Origin of the sequence: Streptomyces sp. A 4/2, from assembly GCF_940670765.1 — a bacterium.
In the GTDB taxonomy this organism is placed as follows: domain Bacteria; phylum Actinomycetota; class Actinomycetes; order Streptomycetales; family Streptomycetaceae; genus Streptomyces.
Genome location: NZ_CALNVW010000002.1, coordinates 485,070 through 511,072, shown reverse-complemented (window position 1 = coordinate 511,072; position 26,003 = coordinate 485,070). Strand labels below are relative to the sequence as shown.

At 69.9% G+C, this 26,003-nt stretch carries 24 protein-coding genes and 2 pseudogenes; 18 read left to right on the top strand and 8 right to left on the bottom strand.

What is annotated here, in order from left to right:
* The 4 genes from NBY69_RS02990 to NBY69_RS02975 form a co-directional block, all read left to right on the top strand.
* The coding region (locus tag NBY69_RS02990; protein ID WP_250298001.1) for a hypothetical protein at positions 1 to 248 on the top strand (248 nt) is incomplete at its 5' end.
* Complete coding sequence (locus NBY69_RS02985) at positions 182 to 1,585, top strand: vWA domain-containing protein (RefSeq protein WP_250298000.1); 1,404 nt, start codon at positions 182 to 184, stop codon at positions 1,583 to 1,585. The genes NBY69_RS02990 and NBY69_RS02985, both read left to right, overlap by 67 nt.
* Positions 1,582 to 2,709, top strand: a complete 1,128-nt coding sequence (locus NBY69_RS02980; RefSeq protein WP_250297999.1) for a hypothetical protein — start codon at positions 1,582 to 1,584, stop codon at positions 2,707 to 2,709. The genes NBY69_RS02985 and NBY69_RS02980 overlap by 4 nt, the downstream gene beginning before the upstream one ends.
* The gene (locus NBY69_RS02975) at positions 2,706 to 3,968 is read left to right on the top strand and encodes an extracellular solute-binding protein (protein ID WP_250297998.1); all 1,263 of its coding nucleotides are present in this window, start codon (positions 2,706 to 2,708) and stop codon (positions 3,966 to 3,968) included. The genes NBY69_RS02980 and NBY69_RS02975 overlap by 4 nt, the downstream gene beginning before the upstream one ends.
* A gap of 81 nt (positions 3,969 to 4,049) precedes the next feature.
* On the opposite strand, the pseudogene NBY69_RS02970 reads toward NBY69_RS02975, so the two are convergent.
* Both NBY69_RS02970 and NBY69_RS02965 read right to left on the bottom strand, forming a co-directional pair.
* Positions 4,050 to 4,139: pseudogene (locus NBY69_RS02970) on the bottom strand (NrdH-redoxin); the annotation flags it as partial.
* A 376-nt stretch (positions 4,140 to 4,515) separates the two neighbouring features.
* Complete coding sequence (locus NBY69_RS02965) at positions 4,516 to 5,253, bottom strand: hypothetical protein (protein WP_250297997.1); 738 nt, start codon at positions 5,251 to 5,253, stop codon at positions 4,516 to 4,518.
* 192 nt (positions 5,254 to 5,445) lie between these two features.
* On the opposite strand from NBY69_RS02965, the pseudogene NBY69_RS02960 reads away from it, so the two are divergent.
* A pseudogene (locus NBY69_RS02960) lies at positions 5,446 to 5,683 on the top strand (hypothetical protein); the annotation flags it as partial.
* 111 nt (positions 5,684 to 5,794) lie between these two features.
* Here NBY69_RS02960 and NBY69_RS02955 read toward each other — a convergent pair.
* A complete protein-coding gene (locus NBY69_RS02955; protein ID WP_250297996.1) occupies positions 5,795 to 6,052 on the bottom strand; it encodes a glutaredoxin domain-containing protein in 258 nt (85 codons plus the stop codon).
* Between the two features lie 229 nt (positions 6,053 to 6,281).
* Between NBY69_RS02955 and NBY69_RS02950 the strand changes: the two genes are divergently transcribed.
* The 4 genes from NBY69_RS02950 (at position 6,282) to NBY69_RS02935 (ending at position 9,766) form a co-directional block, all read left to right on the top strand.
* Positions 6,282 to 8,459, top strand: coding sequence for an ATP-dependent DNA helicase UvrD2 (locus NBY69_RS02950; RefSeq protein WP_250297995.1), 2,178 nt, complete (start codon positions 6,282 to 6,284; stop codon positions 8,457 to 8,459).
* A gap of 184 nt (positions 8,460 to 8,643) precedes the next feature.
* A complete protein-coding gene (locus tag NBY69_RS02945) occupies positions 8,644 to 8,940 on the top strand; it encodes a hypothetical protein (protein WP_250297994.1) in 297 nt (98 codons plus the stop codon).
* A gap of 131 nt (positions 8,941 to 9,071) precedes the next feature.
* Complete coding sequence (locus tag NBY69_RS02940) at positions 9,072 to 9,440, top strand: WhiB family transcriptional regulator (RefSeq protein WP_250297993.1); 369 nt, start codon at positions 9,072 to 9,074, stop codon at positions 9,438 to 9,440.
* A complete protein-coding gene (locus tag NBY69_RS02935) occupies positions 9,437 to 9,766 on the top strand; it encodes a hypothetical protein (RefSeq protein WP_250297992.1) in 330 nt (109 codons plus the stop codon). The genes NBY69_RS02940 and NBY69_RS02935 overlap by 4 nt, the downstream gene beginning before the upstream one ends.
* Positions 9,767 to 9,889: 123 nt before the next feature.
* On the opposite strand, the gene NBY69_RS02930 is transcribed toward NBY69_RS02935, so the two are convergent.
* Positions 9,890 to 11,353, bottom strand: coding sequence for an AarF/ABC1/UbiB kinase family protein (locus NBY69_RS02930; protein WP_250297991.1), 1,464 nt, complete (start codon positions 11,351 to 11,353; stop codon positions 9,890 to 9,892).
* Between the two features lie 38 nt (positions 11,354 to 11,391).
* Positions 11,392 to 12,537 carry a TOMM precursor leader peptide-binding protein gene (locus NBY69_RS02925; protein WP_250297990.1) on the bottom strand — a complete coding sequence of 382 codons (1,146 nt, stop codon included), beginning with the start codon at positions 12,535 to 12,537 and terminating at the stop codon, positions 11,392 to 11,394.
* 219 nt (positions 12,538 to 12,756) lie between these two features.
* On the opposite strand from NBY69_RS02925, the gene NBY69_RS02920 reads away from it, so the two are divergent.
* The 4 genes from NBY69_RS02920 to NBY69_RS02905 all read left to right on the top strand — a co-directional run bounded on the left by NBY69_RS02920 (position 12,757) and on the right by NBY69_RS02905 (position 16,600).
* Entirely contained in the window at positions 12,757 to 13,353 is a 597-nt protein-coding gene (locus tag NBY69_RS02920) for a M48 family metallopeptidase (RefSeq protein ID WP_250297989.1), read from the top strand.
* 118 nt (positions 13,354 to 13,471) lie between these two features.
* Positions 13,472 to 15,136: a TerD family protein gene (locus NBY69_RS02915; protein WP_250297988.1), complete on the top strand. Its 1,665-nt coding sequence runs from the start codon at positions 13,472 to 13,474 to the stop codon at positions 15,134 to 15,136.
* Between the two features lie 11 nt (positions 15,137 to 15,147).
* Positions 15,148 to 15,828, top strand: a complete 681-nt coding sequence (locus NBY69_RS02910; protein ID WP_250297987.1) for an AIM24 family protein — start codon at positions 15,148 to 15,150, stop codon at positions 15,826 to 15,828.
* A 16-nt stretch (positions 15,829 to 15,844) separates the two neighbouring features.
* Positions 15,845 to 16,600, top strand: coding sequence for an AIM24 family protein (locus tag NBY69_RS02905; protein ID WP_250297986.1), 756 nt, complete (start codon positions 15,845 to 15,847; stop codon positions 16,598 to 16,600).
* Positions 16,601 to 16,719: 119 nt separating this feature from the next.
* Here the strand turns inward: NBY69_RS02905 and NBY69_RS02900 are convergent, their stop codons facing one another.
* Positions 16,720 to 17,241 (bottom strand): NUDIX hydrolase, encoded by a 522-nt coding sequence (locus NBY69_RS02900; RefSeq protein WP_250297985.1) that lies wholly within the window; start codon positions 17,239 to 17,241, stop codon positions 16,720 to 16,722.
* A complete protein-coding gene (locus NBY69_RS02895; protein WP_250297984.1) occupies positions 17,238 to 18,740 on the bottom strand; it encodes a zinc-dependent metalloprotease in 1,503 nt (500 codons plus the stop codon). Before NBY69_RS02895 ends, NBY69_RS02900 begins: the two co-directional genes overlap by 4 nt.
* 241 nt (positions 18,741 to 18,981) lie before the next feature.
* On the opposite strand from NBY69_RS02895, the gene NBY69_RS02890 reads away from it, so the two are divergent.
* From NBY69_RS02890 to NBY69_RS02875, 4 genes are all read left to right on the top strand, one after another.
* The gene (locus NBY69_RS02890) at positions 18,982 to 20,094 is read left to right on the top strand and encodes an SDR family oxidoreductase (protein WP_250297983.1); all 1,113 of its coding nucleotides are present in this window, start codon (positions 18,982 to 18,984) and stop codon (positions 20,092 to 20,094) included.
* 155 nt (positions 20,095 to 20,249) lie between these two features.
* Positions 20,250 to 20,708, top strand: a complete 459-nt coding sequence (locus NBY69_RS02885) for a molybdenum cofactor biosynthesis protein MoaE (protein ID WP_250297982.1) — start codon at positions 20,250 to 20,252, stop codon at positions 20,706 to 20,708.
* A gap of 157 nt (positions 20,709 to 20,865) precedes the next feature.
* Complete coding sequence (locus tag NBY69_RS02880; protein WP_308409461.1) at positions 20,866 to 21,051, top strand: hypothetical protein; 186 nt, start codon at positions 20,866 to 20,868, stop codon at positions 21,049 to 21,051.
* Positions 21,052 to 21,188: 137 nt separating this feature from the next.
* Positions 21,189 to 22,283: a PDZ domain-containing protein gene (locus NBY69_RS02875; RefSeq protein WP_250297980.1), complete on the top strand. Its 1,095-nt coding sequence runs from the start codon at positions 21,189 to 21,191 to the stop codon at positions 22,281 to 22,283.
* A 55-nt stretch (positions 22,284 to 22,338) separates the two neighbouring features.
* Here NBY69_RS02875 and NBY69_RS02870 read toward each other — a convergent pair whose 3' ends face one another.
* Positions 22,339 to 22,899, bottom strand: coding sequence for a PPA1309 family protein (locus NBY69_RS02870; RefSeq protein ID WP_250297979.1), 561 nt, complete (start codon positions 22,897 to 22,899; stop codon positions 22,339 to 22,341).
* A gap of 136 nt (positions 22,900 to 23,035) precedes the next feature.
* Here NBY69_RS02870 and NBY69_RS02865 point away from each other — a divergent pair, with 136 nt between their 5' ends.
* Positions 23,036 to 25,918, top strand: a complete 2,883-nt coding sequence (locus tag NBY69_RS02865; RefSeq protein WP_250298034.1) for a UPF0182 family protein — start codon at positions 23,036 to 23,038, stop codon at positions 25,916 to 25,918.
* Positions 25,919 to 26,003 lie beyond the last annotated feature (85 nt).

Sequence of the window (26,003 nt, the reverse complement as noted above, 5' to 3'; positions counted from 1 at the left end):
ACCGGCTCACCGCACCCGTGAACAGACAGCAGCTGAAAGAACTGCTCGCGCAGCTCTACCGCGGCCTCGCCGACCAGGCCAGACGCTCCGACCTGCCGGACAGCACCGAGATCGCGGAAGCGCTCATCGACCGGGCCAACGAGGTCCGCCCGCTGGGCTTCCGTCACGACAGGAGATATCCATGGCTGGGGCAGACACACCGGCAGCGGATCAGGGACCTGCTGAACCCGCTGTCCGCCTCGAAGTGAGCCAGGTCGCCGAACTCCCGGTACCCGACGAGGGGCACGAGGCGCGGATGTACGCGCTCGTCACGGTCACCGTCCGGCGCCCGCCTCCCCGCACGCCCCGGACCGGCCCCGGGCCGGCCCACGCACCGCACCACGCCGTCGTGTTCCTCATCGACCACTCGTCGTCGATGGTGCACCCGCCCACCCGGATGGCCGCCGCGTGGGACGCCGCAGCCGCCGCCGTGCACGCCGTGCCCGACGGCACCTACTTCGCGGTCGTCGCGGGCAGCGAACGGCCCACCCTCGTCTACCCGGCGCCGCAGCCCGGGACGCCCGGCGCGCCCGTCGCCGCCGACGACGCGACCCGCCGGGCCGCCGAGGACGCCCTGCGCGCCGGTTCCCCGGGCGGCGGCACCGCGATCGGCGGCTGGCTGACCCGCGCACGCGAACTCTTCCGTCAACTCCCGGGAAACGGGGAGGGATTCGTATGCCACGTACTGCTGCTCACCGACGGCAGGAACGAGCCCGCGTACGAGTCGGGCGACCGGCTCACCGAACAGGTCGAGGCCTGCGCCGACGAGTTCACCTGCGACGCGGTCGGCATCGGCGACGACTGGAGATCCCACGAACTGCTGCTGATCACCGGCACCCTGCACGGTGTCGCGTACGCCGTCGAGGACCTGGACGGGCTCACCGAGCGGCTCCGCGACCTCACCCGCGAAGCCGCGGACCGCCACCTCGCCGGACTGCGCGTACGGCTCTACCGCAGCGAACGGGCCGAACTGCGCTCCTTCGGCCAGGTCCATCCCACCCGGCGGGAGCTGACACCCGTACCGGCGCCCGAACCGACGCCGACCCCGTACGTGACGGAGTTCGCCACCCAGCCCTGGGGCGACGAGACCCGCTCGTACCTCCTCTCGCTCACCGCCCTGCACGCCGGGGACGAAGTGGGCTCGGAGGTGATGCTCGCCGAGGTCGAACTCGTGCGCGCCGACGGCGACCGCATCCCCGTCACCCTGCCGCCCTCCGTGCCCGTCCTGGTCCGCTGGTCGGGCGACCACGGCCTGTACAGCCGGATGCACCCGGACGTCGGCCACTACCTGCACCAGGAAGAGCTGGTCCGGGTCTTCGAGGAAGGCTGCGCCGCGCTGCGCGTACCGGACGCCGGGACCGCCTGCCGGGCCTTCGGCCGCGCCTGGCAACTCGCCGTCGACGTGGGCGACGAGGCCATGCAGAAACACCTGCGGAAGCTGATCGAACCGGGGGAGGACGGCAGCGTCCGGCTCCTCTCCAGGATCAGACCGTTCGACATCGAGTCCGCCCGGATCCGCGTCAGCCACACGGTGACTCCCCGGTGAGCGGCGACCGACCGCCCCGGCGCCCCGGTCCCCGGCAGCCCGCGCGGATGCTCCACGGGCTCCGCCGGTACCTCTGCCTGGCCCCCGTGCCCGACGGGCAGAGCCCCGCTTTCCTCCGCGACCGGGTGATCGCCCTGCCGCTGCTCACCCTGATCGCGTTCGGCACGCTGTCCCTGGCGTACGGCGGGGTGCACGACGACTCGGCCCGGGTGGCCCGGCACACCAGCCCCGCCCTGGTGGAGCTGACCCGCGCCGAGGTCTCCCTGGCGCAGGCACAGCGGGAAGCCGAATCGGCGCTCACCGGACCGGAGATCGTCGGCCTCGGCCAGACCTACCCGACCCTGATCACCCGCGCCACCCAGAACCTCAACCAGGTCGCCCAGTCCCCGGCGCTGAGCGCCTCGCAACGCCAGGGCCTCCAGGTGGTGTCGGGCCTCGTCGTCGCCTACAACGGCTACGTCGGCACGGCCGACCGCAACAGGAACGACCCCACCCTCAGCAAGGCCTACCTCTCGTACGCGCTCAGCATGCTCTGCGAGACGACCCGATCCACCGGCACCCCGGCACGCTGCACCGACCGGGCCGTGCACGGCTACGAGGCGACCACCATCCAGGACCGCATCGACCAGCTGGAGCGGAGCCTGCGCACCGACCTGGACGCCGAGGCCGGATGGGGGACCCGGCCGGTGGTCCTCGCCGCGGTCTCCTGCGCCGCCTTCGTCCTGCTCGCGGTGGGCCTGGTGCGCACGCTCGGCTTCCTCCGGGTGCGGTTCCGGCTGCTGAGCCTTCCGCTGGCCGCGGCCGTACTGCCGCTGCTCGCCCTGCCGGTGCTGGTGCTGGGGACCGTGCGGGTGCACCAAGGGCAGGCCGCCGTGCGGCAGATCGCCGACGTGGACCTCGCCGAGGTCTCCACGGTGAGCGACACCTCGGCCGTCCCCAACCCCATCGACACCCTGCAACAGCGGACCGAGCACGCCATGAGCGGGGCGCACAGCGCGGACTGGGCGTCGGTGACCGGCTTCATCCTGCCGGTCGGCGTGCTGAGCGCCGCAACCACCGGCTGGGCGCTCCTCGCCTACCGGCGCGACTACGTCCGCGTTCCGCGACGGGAGGCCTTCCGGTGATCCGAACGTACTCGACGCGCTCCCGGGCAGGGCTGCGCCTGCTGCTCTCCGGCACGCTGCTCGCCCTCGCCGCGCTGAGCGGCGGCTGTTCCGCGGGCGGCAAGCAGACCGTGGTCGTCCTCGGGCCCTGGACGGGGCCCGAGGCGGCGGCGTTCACCAGGACGCTGGACCTGCTGGACGACCACACCCCGTACACGTACACCTACCAGGGCACCAGCTCGCTGCGGGAGACCCTGGTCGCGCAGCTGGAGGCGGGAGCCCCGCCGGACGTGGCCGTCCTCAACAGCCAGGGCGAGCTGGCCGAGTACGCGCACGAGGGCGTACTGACCCCGCTGACCGGGGACCTGGGGAGCAAGGCGTACGCGCCGTGGGCACCCGAACTGGTCGTCAACGGCAGCAGACACACCTACTGGGTGCCGCTGAAGGTGGATGTGAAGAGCCTGGTGTGGACCAGACCGTCACAGCCGGTCGAGCCGCACACCTGGTGCCTGGGGATGAGCGCGCAGGCCACCACCGGCTGGCCGGGCACCGACTGGATCGAGGACATCCTGCTGCACCAGGCGGGTCCGGACGTGTACGAGCAGTGGGCGGTCGGCGACCTGCCGTGGACCAGCCGCGCGATGCGGGACGCCTGGAGCACCTGGGCCACGCTGATCCACGGGCAGGACGCGAGGAGCGCGCTGGAGACCCCGTACGAAGGGGCGGGGGGCAAGGGCCTGCTCAACTCCGGAGACTGCACGGAGGAGCACGAGAGCTCCTTCATCCGCTACCTCTACGGCCAGGACATCGCTTTCGAGCCGACCGCCGACGCGGTACCGGCGCTGAGCGGACACAAGGACTCGTTCGAGGTGTCGGCCGACATGGCGGCGGTGTTCCGCGACAGCCCGGCAGCCATGAAACTGCTGAGCCAGCTGTCGGGGCCCGAAGGCCGGGAGACCTGGATGGCACAGGCCGAACCGCAGCTGAAGCCGCTCTTCCCCAGCGCCTCGGACCCGCGGCCCCAGGACCGGATCGGCGGCAAGGTCGCGACCCTGCTCACCGGCGGCACGAGCGCATCACCCACCCGGCACCTGTGCTTCGACGCTTCCGACACCATGCCGCCCACGCTGCGCGACGCCTTCCAGCACGCGGTGCTGAAATTCCTCAGCTCCCCCGGCAAGGCCTCCCAGAACGCGCTGCTGGGCCAGCTGGAACAGGAACGCACCCGGCTGCCGGTGGCGGACCGACTGCCGGGCGTCTGCGGAAGCCCGGCCGCGTGAGCGGACGCGAGCGGGGCCTGCTTTCCGGGCTTCCGCGGCGTTCTTGGCTTCCTGGGCTTCCCCGGCTTCCTGGCGGCGGGGTTACGCGCCGATCTTCTGCTTGACCTGCGCCAGCGAGGGGTTGGTCAGCGTCGACCCGTCGGGGAAGAGAACGGTCGGCACGGTCCTCACGCTTCCCTCCTGCTTGTGGCGGCCAGGGAGGGCCGCCTCGTCTTCGAGCCCGCACACGGGGCCCATCCTCGCTACGCCGGCGCGATGAGTCATCCGGACAGCGCCCCTGATCACGACCTTGCGTTCGCTCTCCAGGCCACCGGGTTCGAGACGGCCGCTGAGCCGCCGGCCCCGGACACTCCACTCGCGCGCGCCCTGGCCTACGCCTCCGAGCCAGGGTGGAGAGCTTGACCGACGAGCACTTCGAGCCGGCGAAGGCCAGGCTCCTCTGACCTCGTCGGTACCTGGTGTCGATCCCCTGTCGGGGGCACGTAGGGCCCGTTGCGAATGCCTCAGACGGCCAAAGTGGCGGTGCGGGAGCTCCCGCGGCGCGCTCCTACTGCGGTCGCATCAGGTCCAAGTCCTCGCCCCATGCGTCCAGTACCGCGCTGTGCCCGGCCCGCCGGGCCACTGCCTCGACCTGTGCGAAGAGACGACGCTGTGTGGACACGTCGCCCATTCCTGAGATGCGGTCCGCAGTGTCGAGCAGCATGCCGGTGTCCCAGCCGGGTAGTGGGAATCGGGCGAGCTCCCATTGCAGGTACTTGTTGTAGGGGCGGGGGCGACGGTCGACAGTCAAGAGCAACTCCAGCAGAAACCGGATGCTGTCGGCGGCGTCGAGGCGGGCCGCGAGTGCATGCCCGTCGCGGTCGTTCTTGACCGAGCGGTAGACGGAGTTGGCGTAGGCATCGAGCCACTCGCCCGCCTTCCGGAAGGCTTCATCGGCGTCGAGCCGTGCCTTGCCGGCCAAGATCTGGGCGATGCCTCCGTCGAGCCGGTCGAGCACAATCCGGGCGCGGGCCAGGGCGTACCGCTCAAAGCCGGGCATTCCGGCGGCGCGGAACTCGTCGAGGGACAGGATGACGAGGTCGAGTTCCGGGGTGCGGTGCCCCGTGAACCGGGCGAGGGCCGTCGTGGCGCCATCGGCGAGGACGACGTACAGGTCGTGGTCGGAATGCTCGGTGGTCATGCCCTCGTGGGCCCGGGAGCCTTTGAGGACAAGGCCGACGACAGTTGGATCAGCGGCGGCGAGTTCGACGAACGCGTCGTAGGTGAGGGGTTGCTGAGCATTCATTGCGTGATCTCCGGCGTTGTGATGACGGGTATGCCAACCGGGCGGCCTCGAACACATCGGGGTCGCCCGTACCGTCTGCGGCGGCGCTTGGCCGCCGCCCGGAAGATCAACGCACGTGCGGACTCTACCGCCCGGCCGGTCGAGAGGTCTCGCACTCGGCAGTTCGAAGGACCGCCACTGGTCGAGGGTCGCAACCGCATCCCCTACGGGGGCCGCGCGGGCCCGCAGAACCAGCTGGGCGCCTTCGGTCTACGCATCGCCTACGACACCTACCGTACGGAGCTGACGAGCGACGCCACTGCGGTCCACGGCGGGAACGGTGGAGAGTCGGTGTGCGGCGGCTACGGTCACATGCCGGCATGGCATATGGCTGCCCCTGGCCACCGCCAGTCGCAACCCATCCATGGTCGAGTTCGGACCACGGCGGTAGCCGATACCGGGTGTGCCGAGGACGGGCTTCCTCGTCCTGCTGCTGGAGCCCCCGGGGCACACAAAACCCCCGAGCGGCGTCAGGCCGGCCGGGGGTTGCGTCTCGAGAGAGTCAGACGCCGAGCGCCTGCTTGACCTGGGCAAGGCTCGGGTTCGTCATGACGACCTCGGAGCCCCCCTGGGCGGGAACTACCAGAACCGTCGGCACGGTCTGGTTGCCACCGTTCGCCTTCTCGACGAAGGCCGCGGAGTCGGCGTCGTGCTCGATGTTGACCTCGGTGTAGGCAATGCCCTCGCGGTCCATCTGGCCCTTCAGCCGACGGCAGTAGCCGCACCACGTGGTGCTGTACATCGTCACAGTGCCCGGCATTTCTCGCGCTCCTCTGCTGCTTCGCCTGCGGCTCTCGTCGCCCCACGGCTCGCTATGTCTCGGTATGTGGAGATCCCGGGGTCAGGCCCCGGGACGTCGCACCGGCTAGAACGTACGTGACCTGGCCACCATTCCCGTGGACGGGCGACTGCCCGCATTAGTACGACTGCCGCTCGTCCCCTGTGGACAACTGACCCGGCCGTCTCGTGAGACCTGGCAGCATGGCGGGGTGACAGCAGCAACGCACTCCTCCCTCTTCCCACAGGTCCCGGACTCTGCCGACGCGGTGCTCGACGGGCTCGACCCCGAGCAGCGCGCGGTCGCCACGGCCCTGCACGGGCCGGTGTGCGTACTGGCAGGGGCCGGTACGGGCAAGACCCGCGCCATCACGCACCGCATCGCCTACGGGGTGCGTGCGGGGATACTGCAGCCTTCCACCGTGCTCGCCGTCACCTTCACCAACCGTGCGGCGGGCGAGATGCGCGGCCGGCTGCGCCAGCTCGGCGCGGGCGGTGTCCAGGCGCGGACGTTCCACTCGGCGGCCCTCCGTCAGCTCCAGTTCTTCTGGCCGAAGGCGGTCGGTGGCGAGGTGCCCCGGCTCGTCGAGCGCAAGATCCAGCTGGTCGCGGAGGCCGCGGCACGTTGCGGTGTCCGGCTCGACCGCAATGAGCTGCGGGACGTGACGGGCGAGATCGAGTGGTCCAAGGTCACCCAGACCGTGCCGGCCGACTACCCGGCGGCGATCGCGAAGTCCGCCCGCGACGCCCCTCGCAACCCGGCCGAGATCTCCCAGGTCTACGCGATGTACGAGCAGCTGAAGCGTGACCGGGGAGTGATCGATTTCGAGGACGTGCTGCTGCTGACCGTGGGCATCCTCCAGGACCGGCACGACATCGCCGACCGGATCCGCAGCCAGTACCAGCACTTCGTGGTGGACGAGTACCAGGACGTCAGCCCGCTCCAGCAGCGGCTGCTGGATCTGTGGCTCGGCGACCGGGACGACCTGTGCGTGGTGGGCGACGCCAGTCAGACGATCTACTCCTTCACCGGCGCCACCCCGGACCACCTGCTGAACTTCCGCGTCCGCCACCCGGAGGCGACAGTGGTGAAGCTGGTCCGCGACTACCGGTCCACCCCCCAGGTCGTCCACCTGGCGAACGGCCTGCTGGCCCAGGCCTCCGGCCGGGCGGCCGAGCACCGGCTGGAGCTGATCTCCCAGCGCGGTCCGGGCCCCGAGCCCACCTACACGGAGTACGGGGACGAGCCCACCGAGGCCGAGAGCACCGCCCGCCGGATCCGCGACCTCATCGCGGCGGGCGTCCCCGCGTCGGAGATCGCCGTCCTGTACCGGATCAACGCCCAGTCGGAGGTCTACGAGCAGGCGCTTGCCGATGCCGGGGTGCCCTATCAGCTGCGCGGCGCGGAGCGGTTCTTCGAGCGCCCCGAGGTACGGGAGGCCGGTGTCGCCCTGCGCGGGGCCGCGCGGGCCGGTGGCAACGACTCGCTGCTCGACGACGCCGTGGACCTGCCGTCCCAGGTGCGGGCGGTGCTCGGCACCAAGGGCTGGCGGGCCGAAGCCCCGGCGGGGTCCGGAGCGGTCAGGGACCGCTGGGAGTCGCTGGCCGCACTGGTGCGTCTGGCCGAGGACTTCGTCAGGGCCCGGGAGGGGGCCACCCTCTCTGACCTGGTCGCGGAGCTGGACGAGCGGGCGGCGGCGCAGCACGCCCCGACCATCGAGGGGGTCACGCTCGCCTCGCTGCATTCGGCGAAGGGGCTGGAGTGGGACGCGGTGTTCCTGGTCGGGCTGACCGAGGGCATGATGCCGATCACTTATGCCAAGACCGACGAACAGGTCGAGGAGGAGCGCCGCCTGCTGTACGTGGGAGTCACGCGGGCCCGGCTGCATCTCTCGCTCTCCTGGGCGGTGTCCCGGTCGCCCGGCGGCCGGGCTTCCCGACGGCCCAGCCGCTTCCTGAACGGCCTGCGGCCGGGCTCGGCCGCCACGGGTCCGCGTCTCGGAGCCGGTGGTACGGGCGGGATCGAGCGGGGCGGTGCCGTCCGCCGCAAACGGCGCGGGCCCGTTCAGTGCCGGGTGTGCGGCAAGACGCTGACCGACGGCGGTGAGATGAAGCTGATGCGCTGCGAGGACTGCCCGTCGGACATGGACGAGGCGCTGTACGAGCGGCTGCACGCGTGGCGTGCGGTCCAGGCGAAGGTGACCGGCCAGCCCGCGTTTTGCGTGTTCACCGACAAGACGCTGATGGCCATCGCGGAGGCTGTTCCGTCCACCGAGGGCGAGCTGACGGGCATCGCCGGTGTCGGTGCCCGGAAAATCGCGCGGTTCGGGTCCGATGTGCTGACGATCTGTGCAGGCCAGGAGCTTGCGGGCGACGACGTGGAAGACTGACCGAAACTCGTTGAAAAAATAGTTTGCGCCCGCCCCTGGAACCCCCTTAGGTTCTTAACCACGGGAACAGCGACTTCTCTGAAGCCCTGACTCCGTGCTGTACTTGACCCCATATACGAATGGGACGAGGCCCCCGGGCCTTGAGTCCCCGAGACGCCGAGAGGAGGCGAGACCAGTGGCAAGCATGACGAACTTCACCAAAATGACCGACCGCTCGGTCGTCGCCACCTGCCTGCTCGGCTCCTCGCTCCGTGGGACCGGTCTGTCCGGCATGTCTGCCGCCAGCCCTGCCTCCCTGGCGAGCCTCCCCATTCGGGATCTCAATGAGCGACCGACCCAGGCACCGGAAGCAGCAGTAGCAATCGCGGGGATCAAGTCCTATGCGTTTGCGGCAACCGGTGCCGGATTCGGACAGCAGGCAACGCAGCATCACACGATGTGGGCCTTCCGTGGGCTCGAACCCTGGAGTGATCCAGTCTGATTCAGCATCAGGCAGGCGCCTTCAGGGCCGCGGAACCCCACCCGGGATCCGCGGCCCTTTTGTTTGTACTGGGCCACCAGACGACCTTCGGTCAAACAGACCGGAACGACCAGACGAGGAATGAAATCACCGTGCAAATCGAAGCGCACGCCCCGTCCGTACCGCCCTCGCAGACACTCCCGCCCCCTGATGCCCCGGAGGACCCCACCGTGTTCCCGCTCACTGCCCTGACCGAGCTCGACGGCGCCATCGAGAACCTCGATCTGCCCGTGCCGTGCCGTGCCTACGACCCGGAGGTCTTCTTCGCGGAGACCCCGGCCGATGTCGAGTACGCCAAGTCGCTCTGCCGCACCTGCCCGCTGGTGGAGGCCTGCCTCGCCGGTGCCAAGGACCGTCGTGAGCCGTGGGGCGTCTGGGGTGGCGAGCTCTTCGTCCAGGGTGTCGTCGTTGCCCGCAAGCGCCCGCGTGGCCGTCCGCGCAAGAACCCGGTCGCGGCATGAAACTCATCGGCCCCGGAACGATTGACCGCCCCCACACGCACGATCCCCAGAAGCAGGACCCGATGATCTCCTCCACCAGTGAGCCGTCCGGCTCCGCAACCCCAGTCGTCACCACCATCGCCGCGACCGCGTCGCGTCAGAACAGGACCCGCGAGATGCAACTCATCCCAGAAGCCTTGGCTCGTGCTCATATGCATCAGCGCCATAGGGAGGTCGAGATGGAGCGCCAAGCGCTGCGCCTGGCCGCCGCCCGGAGGATGCAACGCCGCGCCGAGCGCGCGTCGTTGCGCGCCCGCCGTGCGCTTGCCATGGCTGTCATGCAGTAAGGAACGCAGAAATAGCAGGAGTAGCGGTCGGGCTGTGACAGCCAGGGCCGTGCCGCTGGAGCAGGCGGCGCTCCGAAGAGGGCAGCGGGGGCCGGTCGACTTGGACCGGCCCCCGCGGTGTGTTCAGGCGTGTGCCTCGGCGGGAGGCAGTTCCTCCTCCTCGGCCTCCGGCAGGAAGCCCGGCATCCACGCTTCGAGTTCGTCCCGAAGCCGCACGGTGGCGCCCAGTTGGCAGAGGACCCCGATGGTGCTCAGCGTTACCCGGTGAATCAGCAGGTAGGACGGTGGGAGATTGAGCTGCTTGCCCAGCTGATGGGCGGGGGACCGGGGATCGGCGATCCTGGCGGCCTGCGCCCGCATCCAGCCCCGGCTGAAGGTGAACTCGTCGACCTGCAACGGCTCGATGATCGGCAGTAGGTAATCCAGTACCGCTTCCGGGTCGAGGTCGATGGACTCCTTGACGAAGCCCTCCTCGCAGAGCAGTTCGTAGACTGCTGCGGCCTCGCCGTCGATGGCCATCCGCAGTGAGTAGCCGATCGTGCTCGGCAGCCCGCCGGGCAGCCGGTCCACGGTCCCGAAATCCAGCACGCCCAGTCGCCATCGCGCGGCGCTTCCCGCCTCCGCCACCCCTTCCGGGCCGGCCGAGCCCGCACCGTATACGTCCTGTATGTCTGGCATGCCCTGTGGGCTTTGCGTGTCGTGCATGCCCTCGGGGGGCAGCAGCCGGAAGTTGCCCGGGTGCGGGTCGGCGTGCAGGAGTCCGGTGCGGGCGGGGCCGGAGAAAAGGAAGCGGGCGAGCAACTGACCTGCTCTGTCGCGCTGTTCGGCCGTGCCGTCGGTGATCACGTCGGCGAGCGGGATCCCACCCATCCACTCGGTCACGAGCACCTGATCGCTCTCGTGCACCACGTCGGGCACCATCACATCGGGGTCACCCGCGAACTCCGCCGCGTGCTCGCGCTGTGCCTGTGCTTCCAGTCCGTAGTCCAGCTCCTCGGACACCCGGTCGCGCAGCTCGGTGATGAGCGGCTTGATGTCCATGCCGGGGATGAGCGGCCCGAGCAACCGGGCGAAGCGGCTCAGCTGGGTGAGGTCCGACAGAAGGGCCTCGCCCGCTCCCGGGTACTGCACCTTGACGGCGACTCTGCGCCCGTCGTGCCACACGGCTCTGTGTACCTGGCCGATGGAGGCGGCAGCGGACGGTTTGTCCTCGAACTCCATGAAGAGCTCGCGCCACTCCGCACCCAACTGCTCCTCCAGCACGGCGTGGACCGTGCGCACCGGCATGGGCGGAGCGGATTCCTGGAGTTTGGTCAGCGCCGCCCGGTAGGGCCCGGCGACCTCCTCGGGCAGCGCGGATTCGAAGACGGAGAGGGCCTGCCCGAACTTCATGGCGCCGCCCTTGAGCTCGCCCAGAACCTTGAAGAGCTGCTCCGCGGTGCGCTGTTGCACCTCGCGCGCCACGATCTCAGCTGATCTTCCGCCGATCCGCTTGCCCAGGCCCCAGGTGGCCCGGCCGGCGAAGCCGAGTGGGAGTGCCGCCAGCTTGGCGGTACGTGTGACCGCTTTCCGGGGAAGATCAGACATGCGCCCCTCCAAATCCCAGACTGCCGTGGAGCGTACGGTTACCCGGCCATTGTGTCGTGCGGAGCCCCGGCCCCCGAGGCGTACTCCCCTTCAGTGTGCCCACCCGCACCGCAGGGGCAGTCGGGGTGGGGTGCGATACGGGCCGAGCGCCAGTCGAGCAGGGGCAGGGACGTCTCCCACCGGGCGCCGGTACTGGCCGGGAGTTCGCCGTCGAGGAACGTCAGCGCGTGTGCCGCGGCCAGCCCCGCGACGGTCGTTGCCAGCCCGAGATCGCAGGCAGGCACGGGTCCGCGCCGGCCGGAGCGCCACTGCGCGACCATGCGTGGCCACCCGGGATCGCGCTCCGCCCGGCGCAGCTCCAGACACCCCGGGCAGGCCGTACCTCCCGGCAGGACCAGCGGCCCGACCATGCCCGTCCCTTCCAGGACGCCCGCATAGAGGTGGGGTGTCCCCGTCGCGATCCAGTCCGCCGCGCGTGCCGAGTCGGGGACATAGGCATCGAGTCCGTCCCGCGGGGCGACGACGACCAGTGACAGGCCGGGACCGCCGTCGGCGCTGCGTGGTGTGGCCGCCGACGCTCGCGGTGGCGGGGCGGGGGCGACACGCCGGACCAGCTGACCGGCCGCCGAAGCTCTTCGCTCCCCGACAGCCTTGGCGGGGAGGCCGCCCGGGGCGATGTCCCACGGTTCGACGCAGCCGCCGTCGAGCACCTCGACCTGTCCCACTCCGGAGGCCGAGAGCAGGGCCGCGACGGTGGCTCCGACCCGGCCCGCGCCCCGCACCTGCACCCGGACAGCGCGTCGCGCGGCCAGCCGTACCGTCCCGCCGCCCGGCTCGGGATGGACGAGGGAGAGCGAGGCCAGATCCGGCCGGAGCCGCTCCGGCGTGCCGTTCCGATTCCGGGACGCACCGGCCGCCGCGGCATCGGCCGTCGCATCGTCGAGGAGGCCCGCCCGCGTCAACCGGGCGATCAGCTTGTCCACTTGGCCGTCGGGCAGCCGCATCGCGTGTGCCTCCTTGCGCAGCAGCTCCAGTCCGCGCGTACCGTCCAGGAGGTCGAGGAGGCAGCCCGTCGCGGGGTCGACCGGGTCGAGCACCACCGCCTGCGCAGGGGTCACTCCGAATTGGACGGCCTGCCGGTCCCGCCATGCGCGCCGCAGCGCGGGCTTCATCATCGGATGCATCGCATACCCCGTTTCCCGCCGTGTGCATCGGCGTGGTCGTCGCCCCGTCGGGAGCCCCCGTGGATGTGTTGCCAGAATGCCCGGTGCTCGCGGAGAGTGCCGAAAGTTATCCACAGGGTTCGGGATTAGTACTTCAAATGCTGCACACTGCGGAATGGATCAAGCTCCGACCGTCCCGCACGCGGGACTTCACGCACTGACAGCGGGTAACGTCGTGGCGTGCCCGTCGACCCTCTGCACACCGCCGGAAGTCCACCGCGCAGCGCGAAGAGCCAGCCGCCCCGCGGTTCCGCGACGAGCGCGGTCGAGGTCCGAAGAAGCGCCCGGCGCAGCAGAACGGTTTCGGCGTACCGCGAGGGCGACCGCACCATCGTGCTCATCCCCGCCCGTATGTCGGAGGCGGAGGAGCGGCGTTGGGTGACGGTCATGCTCGACAAACTGGAGGCCCAGGAGAGCAAGCGCGTCCTCGGTGACACCGAGCTCGCGGAACGGGCGGAGAGGCTGTCCGACCAGTATTTCGGGGGCCGGGCGCGCCCCGATTCGGTGCGCTGGGTGACCAACCAGAACACCCGCTGGGGCTCGTGCACCCCCGCCGAAGGCAGTATCCGCCTCTCGCACCGGCTGCAGGGCATGCCCGAGTACGTCGTCGACTACGTGCTGCTCCATGAGCTGGCGCATCTGCTGGTGCCCGGTCACGGTCCGCGTTTCTGGCGGCTCCTGGAGGCGTATCCGCGTACCGAGCGGGCCCGCGGCTATCTCGAAGGAGTGGTGGCCGCCGCCCGGCTGCCCCATCTGCCCGCCGCGCGCGACGAGTGACGCTGAGTGATTCTGTACCGGCTGCGTACCGGGTGGGCACCGGCTTGGCCGGATGTCGGTCTTTGCCGTTAGCCTGGCGCGACGGATTGCATTTCGGGACGGGGGACGGTCGTTACGTATGGCCAGGGAATTCCAGCGGGGCCACAAGGCCAAGATCAGCGACCTCACAGCGGGCACGGATCTGTATGTAGGTGTACAGATCGCCGGAGCCGGGCTGACCTTCGACATCAGCTGCTTCGGACTCGACGCCGACGAACAGCTTTCGGACGACCGGTATTTCGTCTTCTTCAATCAGCCGAAGTCGCCCGAGGAGTCGATTCAGCTCCTCGGTGCGCAGGCCGGTGACACCGAGTCGTTCCGTGTCACGCTCGACCGTGTCCCCGCGGAGATCCAGAAGCTCTCGTTCACCGCGACGATCGACGGCGCCGGCCAGATGTCACAGGTCGGGCCCGGCTACATCCGTATCGTCGCGGGCGGTGACGAGGTCGCCAGATACGCCTTCACCGGTGCGGAGTTCACCACCGAGCGCGCGGTCATGCTGGGCGACTTCTACCTGAAGGACGTCTGGCGTTTCGCCGCGGTCGGCCAGGGTTTCGACGGAGGGCTCGACGCGCTCCTGCGGAACTTCGGCGGGGAGGTCGCCGAGGAGGAACCGGACCCGCAGCCGCAGGGAGCGCCTCCCGCTTTCGGCGTGCCCGCCTTCGCCGCCCCCGCGGCGGAGCCCGCACCGGCCCCGTCGTTCGGTGCCCCGCCCGCACCTCCCGAGCAGGCTCGGCCGCCCCAGGTCCCGCAGCCCGCCCCGCCGTTCGGTGGCCCGGCGGCGGTGCCCCAGCCCCCGGCGCCCGTCCCGCCGTCGGTGCACGCGGCGCCGACGATCGTGGCCCCGATGCACCCGCAGGGCGCCGTACCTCCGCCCGCGCCCGCTCCGTACGCACAGCCGCCCCAACTGCCCCAGCAGCCGCAGTTCGGTCAACCGCCCGCGGGACAGGTGCCCGACGGGACCCGGCCACCCGGTGCTCCGGCGCCGTACGGCACCCCCATGGCTCCGCCGGCGCCCTTTGGTCAGGCGGCTGCGCCCGGACAGCCCGCCCCGTACGGCCAGGCACCGCCGCAGGCCGCTGGTCCCGGTCTGCACGCCGCGTTCCAGAAGTACCGCGAGACCGATACCGGCCAGCGCTGGACCCCGCAGAACAAGTACCTGATGCGGGCCGATCTGACCGTCGGTGACACCCCTGTCCTCGCCCGGCAGGGCAGCATGGTGATGTACCAGGGCAAGGTCGACTTCAGCTACAAGGGAGCCGGGTTCGCGGGGCGGGTCGTGGGCCATGCGACCGGCCAGGACATGCAGCTGATGCGCTGCACGGGCCGTGGCCAGGTCTTCTTCGCGGAGAACAGCACCCATCTGCACCCCATCGAGCTCCAGGGCGACGGCATCTGCGTCTCCGCGCAGAATGTGCTCGCCTTCGACGAGACGCTCCAGTACGAGGTCCGCAGGATCGAGGGCCACGGCATCCCCGGCGGCGCGCTGTTCACCATGCTGTTCCAGGGCACCGGCACGATCATCGTGAAGACGCACGGCTCACCGGTGGTCCTGCCGGTCACGCCCACCACCTTCGCCGACTGCAACGCGGTGGTGGCCTGGTCGTCGGCCTCGCAGGTGATCGTCTCCAGCCAGGTCAGGCTGCGGCACAACGCCTACGCGGGCAGCAGCGGGGAGAGTGTCAACCTCCAATTCCGGGGTGCGCCCGGGAACTTCATCATCGTCCAGCCGTACGAGGTCTGAGGGAGCCCGTCATGAATCAGCAGCTCGCGGGCTACGCCCCGACCCCTGTCTCGGCCCGCATGGAGAACCACGGCAGCAAGATGCTGAAGGTCGCCATGCAGACCGGCCAGGACCTCTTCGCACGCACCGGTTCGATGGTCGCGTACGAGGGTTTCGTGCAGTACGAGCCGAACCCGCCCGCCGTCCGTCAGATCGCCCGTGACTGGATCACCGGCGAGGGCGCTCCACTCATGAAGTGCTCCGGCGACGGCCTGCTCTACCTCGCCGACTACGGCGCCGACGTCGTGGTGATCAATCTCGACAACGAGGCGCTGTCGGTCAACGGCAGCAATCTGCTGGCCCTCGACGCGAGCCTGACCTGGGGTGTGGAGCGGGTCAAGGGCATGGCCAAGTTCGCCGGCCAGGGGTTGTGGAACATCCAGGTCTCGGGCTGCGGCTGGGTCGCCATCACCTCGCGCGGCACACCGATCGTCGTCGACTGCGGCAGTGGCGAGGACGAGACGTACGTCGATCCGGACGCCCTCGTCGCCTGGTCGCCGAACCTGAAGGTGAAGGGCAAGCGCAGCTTCAAGGCCGGTTCGCTGATCGGGCGGGGCAGCGGGGAGGCGTACCAGATGGCCTTCTCCGGCCAGGGCATCGTCGTCGTGCAGCCCAGCGAGGACAGCACCGACCGCCTGCGGATCCGGAACTGAGGGGAGCCAGAACACCATGCAGAGCCCGCTTTTCAGCTATACGGAGCAGCAGACCCAGGACCGGTACACGGTGCAGAACCCGCAGTTGCTGCGGGTCACACTGGCCGGGTACGACGACATCCTCGCCCGCAAGGGCGCCATGGTCGCGTACCAGGGACTGATCGAATTCGACGCCGAGTACCAGTCGCACCAGGAGCAGCGGGCGCGCGCGTACACCGGGGAGGGCCTCGATCTGATGCGCTGCCACGGACAGGGCACCGTGTACTTCGCCAACCTCGCGCAGCACGTGCATGTGGTGGACGTCGACCACGAGGGCCTGACGGTCGACAGCGCGTATGTCCTGGCGATGGACTCCAGCCTGAACCACACGGTCGTCGCGGTGGACAGTCAGTACGGAATCTCCGGATCCGGCAAGTACCAGCTCAACATCACCGGGCAGGGCAAGGTCGCGCTGATGACCTCTGGCCAGCCGTTGATGATGCAGGTCACGCCGGACAAGTACGTCAACGCCGACGCCGATGCGATCGTCGCCTGGTCGTCGGGCCTGCGGGTGCAGATGCAGGCCCAGACGCACTCGTCGGGTGTACGGCGGCGCCGGGGCAGCAGCGGTGAGGGCTGGGAGCTCAGCTTCCTCGGGCAGGGCTTCGCGCTCGTCCAGCCCAGCGAGGTGATGCCGCCGCAGAACGCGAACATCGGGGACGGGGCGCTCGCGCAGTTCGGTCTGGGGCACCAGGGGGCGCACGGTCAGAACCGGGACAACGCCTGGAACTGACGCCTCCGGGACAGCGGCAAGAGGCAGGTAAGGGACAGCGGTGAGGGGCAGGTCTCCTGGGAGACCTGCCCCTCACCGCCTACCGCCGCATACCCGCTCCCCGCGGCGGCGGACGGTCGTCAGAGTGCCGCGCGTGCGGCGCTCATCAGCTGCCGGACCGATGTGTCGGCCACCGAAGCCACCTCGTCGTAGTCGAACCAGCGCAGGTCCAGTGACTCGTCGCTGATCAGTTCCACCGCGCCGGGCGGTGCCAGCGCCGCGTACTGCACGTCGAGATGCCAGTTGCAGGGGGCCGGAATGCTGTGCCGGTCCAGCCGGAGGGGACCGCCGGGCAGCAGCGTCAGCGCCTCGATGCCGGATTCCTCCGTCGCCTCGCGCAGCGCCGCCGCCGCGAGCGTCGCATCACCCGGCTCGCAGTGCCCGCCCATCTGGAGCCACATCCGCAGCTTCTTGTGCAGGGTGAGCAGCACGCGCCCGCGCTGCGGATCCACCACCAGGGCGCTCGCCGTGACGTGCCCGGCCCCGCAGGCCTTCCACATGCCGTCGGGGTGAGCCGCCAGGTGGTCCAGATACCGCTGCCGCAGCTCTTCCTGGTCCTCGTAGTTCTTCAGTACGAGGACCGCGTCGTCGTACAGGCTCACTTGTCGGTGTCGCCCTCTTCGTCGCCGGATCCGCCCTTGGCGCTGTCGTCCGGGGAGCCACTGTCCGGGGACGGGGAGCCGCTGTCGGGGGAGTCGGCCGCCCGGGGGCTGTCGCTCGCGCCGCCCTTGGTGAGGTCGGGCTTTCCGCCGCCCGCCGCCTCGCCGAGCATCTTGTCCAGCTCGGAGAAGTCCAGGTGCTCGTGGTGGACGAAACCGTCCGGGTCGTCCAGGTCGGACGCGTTCGGCAGCATGTCCGGGTGCTCCCAGAGCGCGTCGCGTCCGTCGACACCACGGGCGTCCGTGAGCGAGGCCCACAGCCGCGAGGCGTCGCGCAGCCGCCGCGGACGCAGCTCCAGGCCGATCAGCGTGGCGAAGGTCTGCTCGGCGGGACCGCCGGAGGCCCGGCGCCGGCGCAGTGTCTCGCGCAGCCGCTCGGCCGAGGTCAGACGGGACTTCGCGGCCTCGTGGACCACCGCGTCCACCCAGCCCTCGACGAGGGCGAGCGCGGTCTCCAGCCGGGCCAGCGCGGCCTTCTGCTCCGGGGTGTCCTCCGGCTGGAACATGCCCTGCTGGAGTGCTTCCTGCAGCTGCTCGGGGTGCGACGGGTCGAGCTGGCCGACGACGTCCTCCAGCTTCGAGGTGTCGACCTTGATCCCGCGGGCGTACCCCTCGACCGCGCCGAACAGGTGCGAGCGCAGCCACGGCACATGGGCGAAGAGCCGCTGGTGGGCGGCCTCACGCAGGGCCAGGTACAGCCGTACCTCGTTCTTGTCGACGCCCAGGTCCTTGCCGAAGGCCTCGATGTTCAGCGGAAGCAGCGCGGCCTTGCCCGCCGGTCCGAGCGGGAGTCCGATGTCGGTCGAACCGACGACCTCGCCCGCCAGTACGCCGACGGCCTGCCCGATCTGCTGGCCGAACATGGCTCCGCCCATGGACCGCATCATGCCGAGAAGCGGGCCGGCCATGGCCTGCATCTCCTCGGGCAGTACGCCGCCCATCGCGGCTCCGACGCGCTCCGCGACCGGGTCGACGAGTTCCTTCCACACCGGCAGGGTCGCCTCGACCCACTCGGCGCGGCTCCAGGCGACCGCGGTGCCCGCACCGGAGGGCAGCGACGTCGCGCCGTCCAGCCAGATGTCGGCGAGACGCAGCGCCTCCTCGACCGCGGACCGCTCGGCCGGGCCCACGCTGCTGTCCTTGGTGCCGTCCGCGGTGCCCTGGGCGACCGTCTGACGTGCGAGGTCCTTGGCCATGTCCCAGTTCACGGGACCCCCCTCGTAGCTCAGCATCTGGCCGAGCTGCTGGAAGGCCGCGCCCAGGTCGTTCGGGTTCATCGAACCGAACATCGCCGCGAACGGGTTGTCGCCGCCGGTACCGGGGCCGAACCCGAGGGGGTTCTGCGGGGAGTTCCCGCCGCCACGGCTGTCCTTGCTCTTGCCCTCGTCGCCGTCCTCCGGCTCCTCCGGCGGAAGGCCGAATCCGAATGGAGTGTCACTCACGGGTTTCCTCGGCTCGTAGGGCCGTCGACCGAGAGGCCGACAGCGATTGCCCGACAACACCACCCAGGGTAGGGGGTGGCCGCCCGGTCAGGCCGGGTCCGACCGGGCGGCTCTCCACAGACACCCGGTCCGGATGAGGGCTCAGTGCTTTCCTCACGCCTGGGCTGCGGCAGGATGGACGCCACCTGGTCCGTACGTGTCAGTTCGTGTACGTACTGAAGACAACCGCTGGAGACGCCTGGTGAGTTCCCCAGATCCGCAGGTTCGCGCAGCGCGAAACCTCTCAACCAAGTCCACCCGAGGACCCGTCGTCGCGGTCACCGGGGCCGCTTCCGGCATCGGGGCCCTGCTCACCCGGCGCCTGGCCGAGTCCGACGAGGTCAAGCGGGTCGTGGCCATGGACGAGCGGCGCGGTGACGTGCCCGAGGCACACTGGCACGTCCTGGACGTGCGCGACCCGGCGATCGCCGAGAAGCTGCGCGGCGCAGACGTCGTGGTGCATCTGGCACTCGACCTCGATCTGGAGACCGACGCCGCGGCCCGTACGGCGTACAACGTGCGCGGAACCCAGACCGTCCTCACGGCGGCAGCCGCCGCCGGGGTCCACCGGGTCGTCCTGTGCACGTCAGCGATGGTCTACGGCGCACTGCCCGACAACGACATTCCGCTCTCCGAGGACGCCGAGCTGCGGGCCACCGCGGAAGCCACCGGCGTCGGTGACCTCCTGGAGATCGAGCGGCTGGGCCGCCGTGCGCCGCGCGCGCACCCGGGGCTGAACGTCACCGTGGTCAGGCCCGCGGTCCTGGTGGGCGGCACGGACACCGCGCTCACCCGTTACTTCGAGTCGCCTCGGCTGCTCGTGGTCGCGGGAACCCGTCCCACCTGGCAGTTCTGCCACGTGGACGACCTGGTCAGCGCGCTGGAGTACGCGGCGCTCGAAAAGGTCGACGGGGAGTTCGCGGTCGGCTGCGACGGCTGGCTGGAACAGGGCGAGGTCGAGGAACTCAGCGGCATCCGCCGGATGGAGCTGCCGTCCGCGGTCGCTCTCGGAGCCGCCGCACGGCTGCACCGCATCGGGCTCACCCCCTCACCGGCCGGGGACCTGGCGTACACGATGCACCCCTGGGTGGTCAGCGTCGGCAGGCTCCACGACGCGGGCTGGCGACCCCGATGGACCAACGAGGAAGTCCTCGCCGGACTGCTCGAAGAGGTCGCCGGCCGGCACACCGTCGCCGGCCGTCGGCTCGGCCGCAAGGACGCCACGGCCGCGGGCGCCGCCGGTGCCACGGTCGCGCTGCTCGGCACCGCCGCGCTGGTGCGGCGCGCCCGCAAGGCCAGGCGCGGACGCATCTGACGGGACCGCACGGAGGCCGGGCCGGGCCGGGTCGGCCACCGCCGGTGGCCGGGACTTCGCGGCGGGCGCCCTGTAGGACGCTCCAAGCCGCACCCGCGCGTACCGGGCGAAAGCGCTATTCCGCGCTGTCGGCCGGGTACGGCACCATGGGCGCCATGGCACCCATCCACGACCACCCGGGCGAGTACGCGGCACAGGACCCGATCCGGCTGCTGGCGGTCCGCGACACCCCGCTGAGCATCGACGAGGTCTTCCGGGCGGTCGGTGACGACGCCGCGGGCGGCACCGCGCTGTTCGTCGGCACGGTGCGCAACCACGACGGCGGCACCGACGTCGACGCGCTCGGCTACTCGTGCCACCCCTCGGCCGAGGCCGAGATGCGCCGGATCGCGGAGAAGGTCGTCGCGGACTTCCCGGTGCGGGCGCTGGCCGCCGTCCACCGGGTGGGTGATCTAGCCGTGGGTGATCTCGCCGTCGTCGTCGCGGTCTCCTGCCCGCACCGCGGCGAGGCGTTCGACGCCTGCCGCAAGCTCATCGACGACCTCAAGCACGAGGTGCCGATATGGAAACACCAGACGTTCTCGGACGGCACGCAGGAGTGGGTCGGCGTCTGACGGCCGAAGGCGCTGACGCGCTGCCCCGCGTACGGCGTGTCGCTCGACCCGATGCCCGATTTGCGTAACCGTGACCCTGGCGCGAGCGTGGGATCCGCAGGTGGCTAATCTGCTGATCAGTCGGTTCGCGACTGCTCACGGGGGTCGGGAGGTCGGGATGGGCGCACTCGCCTGGTTGTTGATACCACTCTTCGCCGCGGTCGGAGCTGCTCTGTGGAGCAGATGGGCCGGCCGGCAGCGCAGGTCCGGTGACGGCGCCGAGCTGGCCGGGTACACGCGTTTCCGCGAGGCGATGGACCGTGAGGCCATGGACAGGGCCGGGGCCGGATCCGACGTTCTCTGACCGCGGGGCGCGAGCGGTACGTGTCGAGTGCGCGTCGAGCAGGCGTCGAGCAGCGGTACGGAACCGCGAGGGCCGCGGCGCCCCGTACGGCCCGGCCCCAGGGGTGGACCGAAGGACCCGTCCCGTACTGTCGTTCCATGCCACGCCGCACTCTGACGCTGCTCACCTCCACGCTGGTGCTGATCGCGCTGCTCTGCGGCGGAGTGTTCCTCTCCGTGCCGTACGCGGAGATGAGTCCCGGGCCGACGGTGAACACGCTCGGCAAGGAGAGCGGCGAGCCGGTGCTCCAGATCTCCGGTCACCAGACCTACCCGGCCAGCGGTCACCTCAACATGGTGACGGTCCGGGTCACGACCGCGGACTACCACATGAACCTGGTCGAGGCGGTCTACGGCTGGCTCGCGCACGACAGCGTGGTCGTCCCGCACGACACCCTCTATCCGAGCGGCACGACGGAGCAGCAGTCCACCCAGCAGAACGCCGAGGAATTCAGCCAGTCCCAGGAGAGCGCCAAGGTCGCGGCCCTCACCGAGCTCGGCATCCCGGTCAAGTCCCGCACCGTCGTCTCCACAGTCGTCAAGGGCAGCCCCGCCGAGGGGAAGCTGCACGCGGGAGACGTCATCAGGAGCGTGGACGGTACGGCGGTCAAGGAACCCGGCGACGTGTCGAAGCTGGTCACCAAGCACAAGCCCGGCCGGCGCGTCGTCTTCACCGTCGTCCCGGTCAAGGCGGCGGCAGCGGCGGAGAAGGCGCACACCGAGCCGCAGCAGACCGAGAACGTCACGATCACCACGACGAAGGCACCGGCTCCGGACGAGGACCGGGCGATCGTGGGCATCACAGCCGCTACCGACCACACGTTCCCCTTCAAGATCGACATCAAGCTCGCCGACGTGGGTGGTCCGAGCGCGGGGCTGATGTTCTCCCTCGGCCTCGTGGACAAGCTGACACCGGGCGACCTGACCGGCGGCAAGTTCGTCGCGGGCACCGGCACGATCGACGACAAGGGCGTGGTCGGCCCGATCGGCGGCGTCGACATGAAGCTCATCGGCGCGCGGAACGCGGGCGCGCGGTACTTCCTGACGCCCACCGAGAACTGCTCGGCCGCAGCCGCCGACACCCCGGCCGGTCTCACCCTGGTGCGGGTGAAGACCATCCAGGACGCGAAGAAGTCGCTGGACGAGATCCGCACGGGCGACACCGCCGCACTGCCCAGCTGCTCGGCCAAGTAGGACGTTACCGGGCGTCCCTGGACGAACCGGGCAGCCGGGCGGCGCGCGGGAGGCCCTACGCCTCGAAGGTCACCGAGAGCGCGTCGGCGAGGCCCGGAACCAGCTCGGACCCGGTGAGTACCTCGTTGGGCGAGTCCTTCGCGCGCAGCCGCAGCGCCGACTCACGGGTGCCGTCCCGCAGCACCGCCACCGTCATCCGTACCTCCTGACGGTCCGGGTGCCCGGCGACCCAGTCCGTCAGCTGCGACTCGGACATCCCCTCCGGCACGGACGCCTCGGCGGACGGCGGCAGCATCAGCCGCTCGACCGTCATCGCGCAGCCCGCCACCGCGTCGGGCCAGGCGATCGTGGCGAGGAACTCGTCGAGCGGAGTGGTGGACGGGATCTCGTCCTGCTCCACGGGGGTCAGCGAAGCGGTGGGCTCGGCGCTGTCCAGGCCGAGCTGGGCGGCGAGGCCGGGCTCCTGGGTACGGAGCTTCGCGGTGTCCACGAGTGCGAAGAGGCGGGCGGGCTGGTCCCAGCCGAGGCCGGACGCGTACTCGTCGATTTCGAGCACCGCCACGGTGAGCGGACTGGCGGCCATCGGGGGCCCTGAGGGCGAAGAGAGGTTGGGCATGACCAATATCCTGCCCTCTTCGACCCCGGTAACGGGAACTGGGTAAAGCGTCCGTAAGTTGCATGTGTGGGCTCTACGATCGCGGGGCCTGTTCCACACGACCGCAATTTTTGAGGTGCGCACGTTGGCTTTCCAGATGCCGGACCGCGGTGGAGGCCCGACCGGGCCACGGATCAGAGTGGGACGGCCGTCCCGCCGCGCCCGGACCCTGCTGATGACACTGGGCGTCCTGGCCGTGCTGGCCATGGCGTTCCTCATGTTCGCAGGGTTCTGGACCGACTTGCTCTGGTACCGCTCCGTCCATTACTCATCCGTTTTCACCACCACCCTGTGGACGAAGATCGGGCTCTTCCTCGTCTTCGGTGTGCTCATGGCGGCTGCCGTCGGGGTCAACATCTGGCTGGCGTACCGGCTCCGGCCGCCGCTGAGTGCGATGTCGCTGGAGCAGCAGAACCTCGATCGTTACCGGATGGGTATCGCGCCGTACAAGAAGTGGCTGCTGCTCGGGATCACGGCGATCGTCGGCCTGATCGCGGGTGCCTCCTCCTCCGGGCAGTGGCGTACCTGGCTGATGTACGTGAACGGCGTGCCGTTCGGGCAGAAGGACCCGCAGTTCCATCTGGATGTGTCCTTCTACGCGTTCGATCTGCCCTGGTACCGCTTCCTGCTGGGCTTCGGCTTCGCGGCCGTGGTCCTCTCGCTGATCGCGGCGGCGCTGGTGCACTACCTGTACGGCGGGCTGCGGGTCACCAGCCCCGGGGCACGCGCCACCGGGGCGGCCACCGGTCATCTGTCGGTGCTGCTCGGCCTGTTCGTGGCGCTCAAGGCCGTGGCGTACTGGCTGGACCGGTACGGACTCGCGGTGAAGTCCAGCGACTTCAAGGCCACGGGCAACTGGACGGGCCTGCGCTACGTCGACGCCAACGCCTATCTCCCGGCTAAAACGATCCTGTTCTGCATCGCGGTCATCTGCGCCCTGCTGTTCTTCGCGACGCTCTGGCGCCGTACCTGGCAGCTGCCGGTGATCGGGTTCGGTCTGATGGTGCTCTCGGCGATCCTCATCGGCGGGCTCTACCCGGCGATCGTGCAGAAGTTCACGGTCGAGCCGAACGAGCAGGCCAAGGAAGCGCCGTACATCCACAAGAACATCGAAGCCACGCGCAAGGCGTACAACATCGCCGGCACGGACGTCGACGACTACTCGGGCAAGAGCAGGACCAAGGACACGGCCAAGCAGCGGGACGACGCCGACTCGGCGGCCAGCTATCGGCTGATCGACCCGAATGTGGTGTCGCCCACGTTCCAGCAGCTGGAGCAGAAGCGGAAGTACTACGGCTTCCCCGCCACGCTCAACGTGGACCGCTACAACGGCCAGGACACGGTGATCGGCCTGCGCGAGCTGAACATCGCGGGCATCCAGAAGCACAACTGGATCAACGACCACTTCACGTACACCCACGGCTACGGCGCGATCGCGGCCAAGGGCACGGCCACCGACACCAACGGTGCTCCGGTCTTCACCGAGTCTGGTCTGCCGACCAGCGGCACGTTCGGCGACTACCAGCAGCGGATCTACTACGGCGAGAAGACCACCCAGTACTCGATCGTCGGAGGTCCGCAGAAGGAACTCGACTACGAGAACAACGGTGAGAAGACCACCAGTTACCAGGGCAAGAGCGGGGTGGACATCTCCAACCCGCTGAACCGTGCCGCGTACGCGGTGGCCTTCAGCGAGCCGCAGATCCTCTACTCGGGGGCCATCGGCGAGGGTTCGAAGATCCTCTACAACCGCACCCCGAAGCAGCGCGTGGAGGCGGTCGCCCCCTGGCTGACCATCGACGGCGACTCCTACCCGGCGGTCGTCGACGGAAAGATCCAGTGGATCGTCGACGCCTACACCACGTCCAACGGCTACCCGTACGCCTCGCGTACGACGCTGGGGGACAGCACGGCCGACTCGCTGACCAGCAACCAGCGCGCGGTGGTCGCCCAGCAGAACCGGGTCAACTACATCCGGAACTCGGTGAAGGCCACCGTCGACGCGTACACCGGCGAGGTCAAGCTGTACGAGTGGGACACCAAGGACCCGGTCCTCAAGACCTGGGAGAAGGCATTCCCCCACACGGTGCAACCGAAGTCGGCCATTCCCAAGGATCTGACGGCGCACCTGCGTTACCCGCAGGACATGTTCAAGGTCCAGCGCGAGCTGCTCTCCCTCTACCACGTGGAGGACCCCAAGCAGTTCTACAGCGGCAGTGACGCCTGGCAGGTGCCGAACGACCCGACCACCAGGGACAACAGGGCTGTTCCGCCCTACTACCTGTCGCTGAAGATGCCGGGCCAGAAGGGCACGGACCAGCAGTTCTCCCTCACTACCACGTTCACACCGAGCGGACGTCCCAACCTCGGCGGGTTCATGGCGGTGGACGCGGACGCGGCCAGCCCGGACTACGGCACGATAAGACTCCTCAGAGTGACGTCCGAGGTGCCCGGTCCCGAACAGGTGCAGAACAAGCTCAACAGCCTGTCGGACGTGGCCAACTTCGTCCGGGACATGAAGGGCGCCGACTCGGACATCGAGTACGGCAACCTGCTCACGGTCCCGCTCGACGGCGGGTTCCTGTACGTGGAACCGGTGTACGCGCAGGGCCGCAACTCGCACTATCCGCTGCTGAAGAAGGTGGCCGTCTCGTACGCGGACGCCGATTCCTCGGACGGCGACACCACGGCGTTCGAGAACAATCTCGGCCTGGCGCTGAACAAGGTCTTCGGCGTGGACGGTCAGCAGACCGAACCGCCGCCGACCGGCAACACCACCAAGCCGCCGGCGACCGGGAACGACACGGTGAAGAAGGCCATCGCGGACGCGCAGAAGGCGTACGACGAGGGTCAGGCCGCGTTGAACAAGAAGCCGCAGGACTGGGCGGCGTACGGCAAGGCGCAGAAGGACCTGCAGGACGCCATCCAGCGGGCCGCCGATGCCGGGGCCACCGCGAAGCCGGGTGGCAAGAGCAGTTGATCGCAAGCCTGATCAGGGCTGAAAAGCCCTGATCAGGCGGGATCGCGGGCTGGAAATGCCGCACCCCGCACCGTGGTACGGTTAC